General features: G+C 74.5%; 7 protein-coding genes and 1 pseudogene. All 8 read right to left on the bottom strand.

Features of this window, described 5'->3' with window-relative positions; translation table 11 throughout:
• A pseudogene (locus tag AB0E96_RS34550) lies at positions 1–1,806 on the bottom strand (hypothetical protein); the annotation flags it as partial.
• Positions 1,807–2,288: 482 nt separating this feature from the next.
• Complete coding sequence (gene cbiE, locus AB0E96_RS34545; protein ID WP_359829751.1) at positions 2,289–3,545, bottom strand: precorrin-6y C5,15-methyltransferase (decarboxylating) subunit CbiE; 1,257 nt, start codon at positions 3,543–3,545, stop codon at positions 2,289–2,291.
• A gap of 202 nt (positions 3,546–3,747) precedes the next feature.
• Positions 3,748–4,410 carry a GNAT family N-acetyltransferase gene (locus tag AB0E96_RS34540; RefSeq protein ID WP_359829750.1) on the bottom strand — a complete coding sequence of 221 codons (663 nt, stop codon included), beginning with the start codon at positions 4,408–4,410 and terminating at the stop codon, positions 3,748–3,750.
• A gap of 198 nt (positions 4,411–4,608) precedes the next feature.
• The gene (locus tag AB0E96_RS34535) at positions 4,609–5,439 is read right to left on the bottom strand and encodes a MetQ/NlpA family ABC transporter substrate-binding protein (protein WP_359829749.1); all 831 of its coding nucleotides are present in this window, start codon (positions 5,437–5,439) and stop codon (positions 4,609–4,611) included.
• 58 nt (positions 5,440–5,497) lie between these two features.
• On the bottom strand, positions 5,498–6,226 hold the full coding sequence (locus tag AB0E96_RS34530) for a methionine ABC transporter permease (protein ID WP_359829748.1): 729 nt from the start codon (positions 6,224–6,226) through the stop codon (positions 5,498–5,500).
• Positions 6,223–7,248, bottom strand: a complete 1,026-nt coding sequence (locus AB0E96_RS34525) for an ATP-binding cassette domain-containing protein (RefSeq protein WP_359829747.1) — start codon at positions 7,246–7,248, stop codon at positions 6,223–6,225. The genes AB0E96_RS34530 and AB0E96_RS34525 overlap by 4 nt, the downstream gene beginning before the upstream one ends.
• Positions 7,249–7,797: 549 nt before the next feature.
• A complete protein-coding gene (locus tag AB0E96_RS34520) occupies positions 7,798–8,313 on the bottom strand; it encodes a GNAT family N-acetyltransferase (RefSeq protein ID WP_359829746.1) in 516 nt (171 codons plus the stop codon).
• Between the two features lie 207 nt (positions 8,314–8,520).
• The gene (locus AB0E96_RS34515; protein WP_359829745.1) at positions 8,521–8,778 is read right to left on the bottom strand and encodes a hypothetical protein; all 258 of its coding nucleotides are present in this window, start codon (positions 8,776–8,778) and stop codon (positions 8,521–8,523) included.
• Positions 8,779–8,898 lie beyond the last annotated feature (120 nt).

Raw genomic sequence — 8,898 nt, 5'->3', positions numbered from 1 at the left:
GGCGGGCACGACGGTCTCGGCGGCGGGCTGCTCGGCGCCTTCGGCGGGCTGCGCCGCCTGTGCCTCGGGTGCGGCCTCGGCCGGAGCCTCGGCGGGCTGCTCGGCGGCGAGGCCGGCGTCGGCCTCCGCGGGAGCCTCGACAGCCTGCTCGGCGGTCGGCTCGGCGGGCGCCTCGGCCGGGGTCTCGGCCTGCTGCTGCGGCTGCTCGACCTCGGCGGCGGGCTCGGTGACGGCCTGGCCGGAGGGCATCTCACCGGTGCCCGCGGCGGTCTCCGCGACCGGCCCGGCGACGGCCTCCGGCGCGCTCTCGACCGGCTGGGCCTGCGCGGTGGCCTCATTGGCCTCGGCGGTCTCGGCGGTCGCCGCGGTCTCCGTGACCGGCTCGGCCGCCGGGGCGGCCTCGGTGCCCGCCACGGCCTCGGCGGGGTGAGCGGCCTCGACGACCTCGACGACCTGCGGCGCGTCGCTCTGCGGCGCGTCGGCGACCGCTATGGGCGCGGACTGCTGCGGGGCCTGCTCCCCGGCGACCGGAGCCTGCCCGGCCGCCTGGACCTTGGGCAGGCCGTGCGGGGTGGGCGCGGCGAGGAAGGCGGAGATCCGACGCGGCTGACCGGCCGGGGCCGCGGCCTCGGGCTGCTCGGCGGACACGGCGGCGTCGGCGGCCGCACCCTCGACGGCGGCGGGCTCGGAGCCCGGCACGACGGCCGGCTCGGCCACCGGCTGGGCGGCCTCGACCGGGACGGCCTCGACCGGGGCCTGCTCGGCCACGACGGCCTGCGGCTCGACACCGACGGCCGCCACGGCCGGCTCGGCGGCCGGGGAGGCCTGGGCCGGCTGGGGGGCCGTCACGTCCTGCGCGGGCTGGACCGGGGCGGCCTGGACAACCTCCGGGGTCTCGACGACCTCGATCACCTCGATCGCGCCGACCGTCTCGACGGCCGGCACGGCCTCGGCCGGCGGCGAGGCCAGCGGCACCTGCTGGGCGCCGTGGGCCTGCTGGAAGTCCTGCGCCTGCGGCAACTGCTGCCCGTCCAGGACCGGAAGCCCCGCAGCCGGAGCCTGGGCGACCGGCGCCACCGGGGCGGCCTGCGGCGCCGCGGCCGGCACCGGGGCGGCGGCCTCGGCCATCGGCGGGCGGCCGACCACCGGGATGCCGTGCGCGGGCGTACCGCCCTGCGAGGGGCCGCGGTCGGCCAGCGAGCGGACCGGCACCTGGCCGGTCATCAGCGAAGGGTCCGGGATCGGCGGTCCGGCGTGCAGCGGCCGGCGCGGCTGCTGAGCCTGCGCCATCGGCTGCTGCGCCTGCTGGAAGGGCTGCTGCTGGACGGCGTGCTCGACGCCGAGGACCGGCGGGTCCACCGGGGGCCAGGACGGCTCGACCGGCATGCCGTCCTGCTGTACCGGCACCTGCTCGGCCGGGACGGCCGCCGCCGGCTCGCCCCAGGAGCCCTGCGGGCCGGGCATCAGCAGCACGTCGTCATCGTCGTCCAGGCCGTCCGGCGTGTCGGGCTGGTCGAGGAAGTGGAAGGCCGGGCGCGGGGCGCCCGGGTCGACGGCCCAGCCCTCACCGGGGTGACCGGGCTGGTGGACGCCGGGAACGCCGTAGCCGTGCTGGCCCTGCGGCGGGATGACGCCCGCGCCCGGGGGCACCGCGCCGGGGACACCACCGGTCGGGGCCGCCGGGTTGGGGATCACTCCGCCGTCCGTCGCGACGCCCTGGAGGGGTGCAACGCCCGCGACGCCCTCCGGTCCGCCGAGCGGGTGCTCCGGCAGTCCCTCGCCCGGGACGTGGCCGCCATCGGTCATTGTCAAAGCTCCTTCCAGGCCGCTGCCGCGCCCTCGGCGACACGATCACCGATCGCAGCGCCCATCCGCGCGGGCCGAACCAGCACCGACCCGCCCCTAACCACACGCGGCCGCCGCGCCATGGCGCTGCGGCCCAAGTCCATCCGGCGCGCTGCGGCACCCCGGCCCGGCGCACCGCCCGTACGGGCGGCACATCGTCTGAAACAACGACAACCCGGGGCAACCGGCACGACCGCACCGGACCCTACGGCATTCTCCAGGTCCGGCACGAGGCCCGTCGAATTGCCCACACTCCGAGCAGAATCGGATTGCACCACGTCAAAAAGGTGACAAACCGACTGAATCGGATGGGTCGTCTACCGATGCAGCCGTCCAGGACGTCACACTACCGGCACCGCGCGGTCACCTCTCGAATCGGTGTCCGGATGCGACCTGGATCACCGTCGACGCCGTCGGACCGCCCCGGGGCGCGCCCACGGCCTTCACAGGATCTGCTCACCCCAGAGGACCAGCGTGCCGGGGCCGCCCGCCCCTAGCGCCAGCCCGTCACCGTCCCCCACCGGCCGCAACGGGGCGGTCTGGAGCAGCGCGCCGTCCGCCCGGTAGCCGGCCCCGGCGATCGCCCGGTGGACGTCCTCCGCCTCGGCGAGGGTCCGGGGCAGCGCGACGAAACGCTCGGGCCGACGGGCCAGCACCGCGCGCACCACGTCGAGGCCGCCGGACTCCACCACCGCCGCGTCCGGCTCCGGCAGCCCGCCCAGCACCTCGGGGCCGCTGCCGTACACCGCCTCCACCTCGACGCCGTAGCGGCGGGCGTTGACGGTCAGCCGGGCGCAGGCCGAGCGGGAGCCCTCGACCGCGACGACGGCGGCGCCGAACCGGGCCGCCTCCACCGCGAGGGCGCCGCTGCCGGCGCCGACCGACCAGACCAGGTCCCCGGGACGGGCACCCAGACGGGCCAGCACCAGGGCGCGCACATGAGCGGGGAGCGCCTCGGGCGCGCCCGGTTCGCCGTCCACGCGCCCGGCGCCCGCGTAGGCGTCACCGGGGAGCGCCCAACCGCGTTCCGCGCCGGGGTAGCCGACCGGGCGCCCGGCGAGCCAGCCGGCCGCCTCGTCGACCGCGGCGCCCTGGGCGCCGCCGCCGATCACCAGCACCACGTTGGGGTCGCGCCACACGTGGTCGGCGATCCGGTCGGAGGTGAGGACGGTGACGTCCTCGTCCGGGGTGCCGAGGGCCTCGCAGACCACGAAGGTGCGGTGCACCCCGCGCAGCATCAGGGCGAGTTCGGCGGGCCCGGCACCCGGCGCGGTGAGCACCGCGACCTTGGGGTGGGCCCGGCAGATGTTGGCCGCGCGGCGCAGCCGTCCGCCGTGCGCGCTGACCACCTGGGCGTCCTCCCAGGGCATGCCGGCCCGGGCGAAGGCGGCGGCCACCGACGAGACGGCGGGCAGGACCTCCAGTTCGAGGCCGTACTCGGGGCGGCGCAGGGTGCGCACCACGCCGAAGAACCCCGGGTCTCCCTCGGCGACCACGACGGCGGCCCCGCGGTGCTCGGCGATCCTGCGGGCGGCCTGCCGGACGTTGCCGAGGGTGATCCGCTCGGCGGCCTCCGGTACCGGGAGGGCGTTCAGTTGGTAGGGGGCGCCGGCCACCAGTGTCGCCGCGGCCAGGGCCGCGCCGGCGGCCTCGGTCAGCGGTGTGCCGTCCCACCCGATGACCGTGATCCGGTCAGCCATCTGCGGCCGCTCTCCCTCGACTCGGGGCGCCGCTCGATCCGCCGTCGTGCGGTGCCGGTGCAGAGGCTACCGGGTGCGATCCCCCGGAAACCGACAACTCGCACACATGTCCGCGCCGGGTGAACAGACGGCGTGCCACCCGGCACGGCGCCCGCGGCGCCGCGCTCGGCGGGAGGCGGTCGCCGGAGGCGCTCGGCGCGGATCAGTCGCGCAGCACGTAGCGGTCGTCGCCGTGCCAGCCCGAGCGCTGCAGCTCCGGCGACTCCAGGTCCTCCGGGAGCAGGCTCCACAGGATGAGGTCGCTGCGGCTCTCTCCCCCGGCCCGGCCGCCGGGAAGCGCCCCCACCGCCTCGCCGGACTCCCCGCGCACTATCCAGGCGCTGCGCAGCACGCCCTCGCTGATGCCGCCGACCTTCTGCGCGACCTGCTGGGCGGCGGTGTTGCCGGCGGCGGTGCGCAGCTCCAGGCGCAGGAAGCCGCGGTCCTCGAACAGCCACTGGGCGACGCCCAGGACGGCCTCCGGGGCGTAGCCCTCGCCGCGCGCCCAGACGGCGGTGACGTAGGAGATCTCGGTGCTGCGCAGCCGCCAGTCGGTGTTGCGCAGCTCGACCAGGCCGACCAGCCGCTGGGTCAGGTGCTCGGTGACGGCGAAGACGATGCCGCGCCCGGCGGCCCGGTGGGCGGGGGCGAGGGTGCGGGCGAGTTCGGCCGCGTACTCCTCGGTGAAGGGCTGCGGGAGGTCCGTCCAGGCGAGGACGAGGTCGTCGGCCATCATCGTGGCCAGGCCGGGGGCGTCGTCCTCCGCCAGGGGCCGCAGCAGCAGCCGTTCGGTGCTGATGGCGGTCTCGGGGAAGCTCGCTGCCATGCCGTCTCTCCTCGCCGGGTCGTGAACACAACACCGTACGCCTCCGTCGTGCCCCGGATGCCACGCGGTGCGCCGCCCGCACGACGGTACGTCAGAACGCGGCCGGCCGGAGCGCCCCGGCCGCATACTGCCCGACCGGGCCCTCGCCGAGGTGCGGCGGGGGCCCGGTCAGGAGCGGGGCGTCGAACGGACCGCGGCTCAGAAGGCCGGGATGACGGCGCCCTGGAAGGTGTCCTCGATGTACTTCTTGACCTCGGCGGAGTGCAGCAGCTCGGCCAGCTTCTTGACCCGCGGGTCGTTCTCCTTGCCCTTCTTCACGGCCAGGATGTTGGCGTACGGGTTGCCCTCGGCCTTCTCCAGCACCAGGGCGTCGGTGGTCGGCTTCAGACCGGCGTCGATCGCGTAGTTGCCGTTGATGACGGCGGCGTCCAGGTCGGCGACGGAGCGGGGCAGCTGGGCGGCCTCCAGCTCCTTCCACTTGAGGTTCTTCGGGTTGCCGGTCACGTCCGCCGGGGTGGCGGCGGTGGTGACGCCGTCCTTGAGGGTGATCAGCTTGTTGTCGGCGAGCAGCTTGAGCGCGCGGCCCTCGTTGGTGGCGTCGTTGGGCAGGCCGACGGTGGCGCCGTCCGCCAGGTCGGCGAGCGACTTGACCTTCTTGGAGTAGGCGCCCAGCGGCTCCAGGTGCACGGGCTCGACCGAGACGATGTCGGTACCGCGCTTCTTGTTGAAGTCCTCCAGGTACGGCACGTGCTGGAAGAAGTTGGCGTCGGCCGAACCGTCCTGCACCGCCGTGTTGGGGGTCACGTAGTCGGTGACCTCCTTGATGTCGAGCTTGAGGCCCGCCTTCTCCGCCAGGTTGTCCTTGACGTACTTCAGGATCTGCCCGTGCGGGGTGGGGCTGGCCACGACCTTGAGCGGCGCGTTCGGGTCGGAGTCCGCGGAGGAGGACCCGGAGCTGCCGCAGGCGGCGAGCGAGAGGGCGACGCCGGCGGTGGCGAGGATGCTGGTGAACTTCAGGGCGTTGCGCACGAAAAGTGCCTTTCTGCGTGGTACGGGGAGCCGCGTCCGGGGTCGGACGAGGGAGGTCTCAGGAGGCGACGAGGTCCTTGTCGGTCGCCTTGGGGCCGCGGCCGAGCAGCCGGGTCCGGCCGTTTCCGCCGCCGCGGCGGGAGAGGCGGCGGACGGCGAGGTCGCCGATCAGCTGGACGGCGGTGACGATGAGCACCAGCTCGGCCACGATGACCCACATGAAGGTGGTCTCGAAGCGCTGGTAGCCGTAGTTCACGGCGAGGGTGCCGAGGCCGCCGCCGCCGACCGTGCCGGCCATCGCCGAGTAGCCGATCAGGGTGATGACCGTGGTGGTGACCGAGGCCACGATGCCCGGCAGGGCCTCGGGCAGCAGGGCCTTGCGGACGATCGTCCAGGTGTTGCCGCCCATCGACTGGACCGCCTCGACCAGGCCCCGGTCGACCTCGCGGACGGAGGTCTCGACCAGCCGGGCGAAGAACGGGACGGCGCCGATGGTCAGCGGCACGGTCGCGGCCTGCCAGCCGATGGAGGTGCCCACCAGCCAGCGGGTGAAGGAGATCAGCGCGATCATCAGAATGATGAACGGCACCGAGCGGGCGATGTTGACCACGAAACCGATGGCCTTGTTGACGGCCCGGTTGGCCAGCAGGCCGCCCTTGTCGGTGACCACCAGCAGCACGCCCAGCGGCAGGCCGAGCAGCACGGTGAAGGCCGCCGACACCCCGACCATCTGGAAGGTCTCCTGGGTGGCGGGCCCGATCAGCTCCTGCATCTGCTCCCAGGTCATGCCACCGCTCCGTTCGCCGTACCGATCACGTCCACCTGCAGGCCCTGCTCGCGCAGGTAGCCGATCGGCACCACGTTGTCCTGGTGTCCGCCGGGCAGTTCGACCCGCATCCGGCCGACCATCCGGCCGGCGATGGTCTCCACCGCGGCGCCGAGGATGTTGATGTCGATCTGGTAGGTGCGGGCGAGCTGGGAGACGAACGGCTGGGCCGAGCTGTCGCCCTGGAAGGTGATCTCCAGCACGGTGGAGCCGGCGTGGCCGGTGCCGAACTCGCTGAGCGGGAACAGCTCGCGGGCCAGCTCCGAGCCGGGCTCGGCCAGCAGGTCGGTCAGCGCGCCGGACTCGATCACCCGGCCGCCGCGCATCAGGGCGGCGGAGTCGCAGACGGACTTGATGACGTCCATCTCGTGGGTGATCAGCAGGACGGTGAGACCCAGCTGCTGGTTGAGGTCGCGCAGCAGCTTGAGGATCGAACGGGTGGTCTCCGGGTCGAGCGCCGAGGTGGCCTCGTCGGAGAGCAACACCTTGGGGTCGCCGGCCAGCGCCCGGGCGATGCCGACGCGCTGCTTCTGCCCGCCGGACAGCTGGTGGGGGTAGCTGCGGGCCTTGTCGCCGAGGCCGACCAGGTCGAGCAGCTCGGAGGCCTTGCGGCGGCGCTCGGCGCCGTCCAGGCCGATGATCTCCAGCGGGAGCTCGACGTTCTGCTGGACGGTCCGCGAGGAGAGCAGGTTGAAGTGCTGGAAGACCATGCCGATCCGGCGGCGGGCCTCGCGCAGTTCCCGGCCGGCCCGGTTCTCACCCCCGGCGAGCGCGGTGAGTTCGACGCCGTCCACGGTGACCGTGCCGGAGGTCGGGCGCTCCAGCATGTTCACGCAGCGGATGAGGGTGGACTTGCCGGCACCGCTGGTGCCGACGACTCCGTAGACCTCGCCCGGGCGGACGTGCAGGTCGACGCCGGCGAGGGCGGTCACCTCGCGGCCTCGGGAACGGTAGACCTTCGTCAGGTCCGTGGTGGTGATCACAGCGGCTTTCCGTGGGTCGGGGGCGGGCGCCGTGGTTCCACCGCCCGACCGGCTTGCGGTCGGCGGGGGCTCACGGCGCGGCGCCGAAGGGGGTCCGGGCCCGGTACTCCTCGATCGTGGCCGTCGGACGGCCGGGCCGCGCGACGGCGTGGCCCCAACGAGTCATCCGGGCCCGCGGGTGGGCGGGCACGGCAAGGGGAGGATCCGGGGGGAGGGGCGCGCTCGCACGGGCGGGAGCGGCACCGGAGTCTCGCTTCGGGGCGCGAGGGGAAGGCGCCCTCGACGGGGCGCCGGGGGCGATGGCCCTCAGCAGTGACACATTCGACGACACATGGCACGCTCACCTGCCGGCAGGGTGCCGGTGGGGGTCCAGTTCGTCGTCGCAGTCATGTAAGCCAGTAAAACAGATGGGCCCTGCTGCGCCCAATTATTTGCGAGAGCTGTCCGCAATGCGGACGCGCATCGCTGTGACCAGCGCGGATACGACTCGGCGCCGCCACCGGTGGTCCGGCTGGTGGCGGCGCCGGAATCCCTGCGCGGTGTGGCGGCTCAGGCCGTCGCGGCGAGCGGCGCCTCGGCGAGGGCCGTCTCGGCGGGCTTCTCCAGGTGAACGAGGCTCAGCCGGCCGTCGACCTGCTCGACCCGTGTCTGGCGGTACCCCTGTCGAGCGTACAGGCGCAGGTTGCCGAGGCTGCGGTGGCCGGTGAACAGCCGGTAGGCGCTCACCGGGCCGTCCTGGGCCATCCGGCGCTCCAGGGCGTCGAGCAGCCGGCCGCCGAGGCCGTGGCGCTGCATCCGCGGATGGACGACCAGGCGCCCTATCCGGGCGACGCCGTCGGCGCCGACCCGGCCGCGGACGGTGCCGACCACCTCGTCGCCCAGCCGGGCGACCAGGAAGTGCTGCTCGGACAGTTCGGCGCGCAGGCTCTCCAGGCTCTGCGTCAGGGGCTCGATCGCCCAGTCGCCGTACAGCTCGGCCTCGGGCTGGTAGCCGAGGTACTGGAGCTTGAGGATCTGCTCCGCGTCCTCGGCCTCCGCAGCCGAGATGATCACGCTCATGCCCATGTGGAGGGGCCTCCCCAGTCGTCGTGCCCGGCGCGCAGAGGGTGACGCGCTCACGCTCAGTATCCGAGCGATCGCGCCACCGTCAAGAGCTGCGTTCGCCAGCGCTCTACCCGGGTGTCAGCTCCGCTCAACCTTCGCGGGGGCGGACGTGAGGAGGGTCACCTCGCGTGCCGAACGGCCTCCGGCCGGTCGCACGGGCGCATCCGTTCAGGGGTACCGCTCCGCGTGCAGCAGCATCCGCAGGCAGGCCAGGCAGCGGGAGCGGGTCGGCCCGATCGAGCCGCGCGGCATGGCCAGCCGCTCGGAGAGCTCGCGATAGGTGGGCGGCGGGTCCTCGGCGAGTGCGGCGATCAGCTGCGGGCAGCGGCCGGGCAGGGCGGCGACGGTCTCGCGGACCACGCGGCGGCGGCGTTCGGCGAGGTAGACGTCCTCGGCGGAGGGGACGGGCGGAAGGGCGGTACACACACCGTGGATGACGGCGCGGGGCGGGGCCGGTTACGCCCGGGCCGAGGCGCGGACGCGGGAGGTCGAAGTCCTGGTGCGCCTTGGCGTCCGGAGCGAACGGCAGGCGGATCCGCCCGTCCG

The sequence above is a fragment of the Kitasatospora sp. NPDC036755 genome (assembly GCF_040636595.1).
GTDB lineage: Bacteria > Actinomycetota > Actinomycetes > Streptomycetales > Streptomycetaceae > Kitasatospora.
The sequence above is the reverse complement of the archived record's forward strand: the minus strand, read 5'-3'. Positions and strand labels throughout refer to the sequence as shown.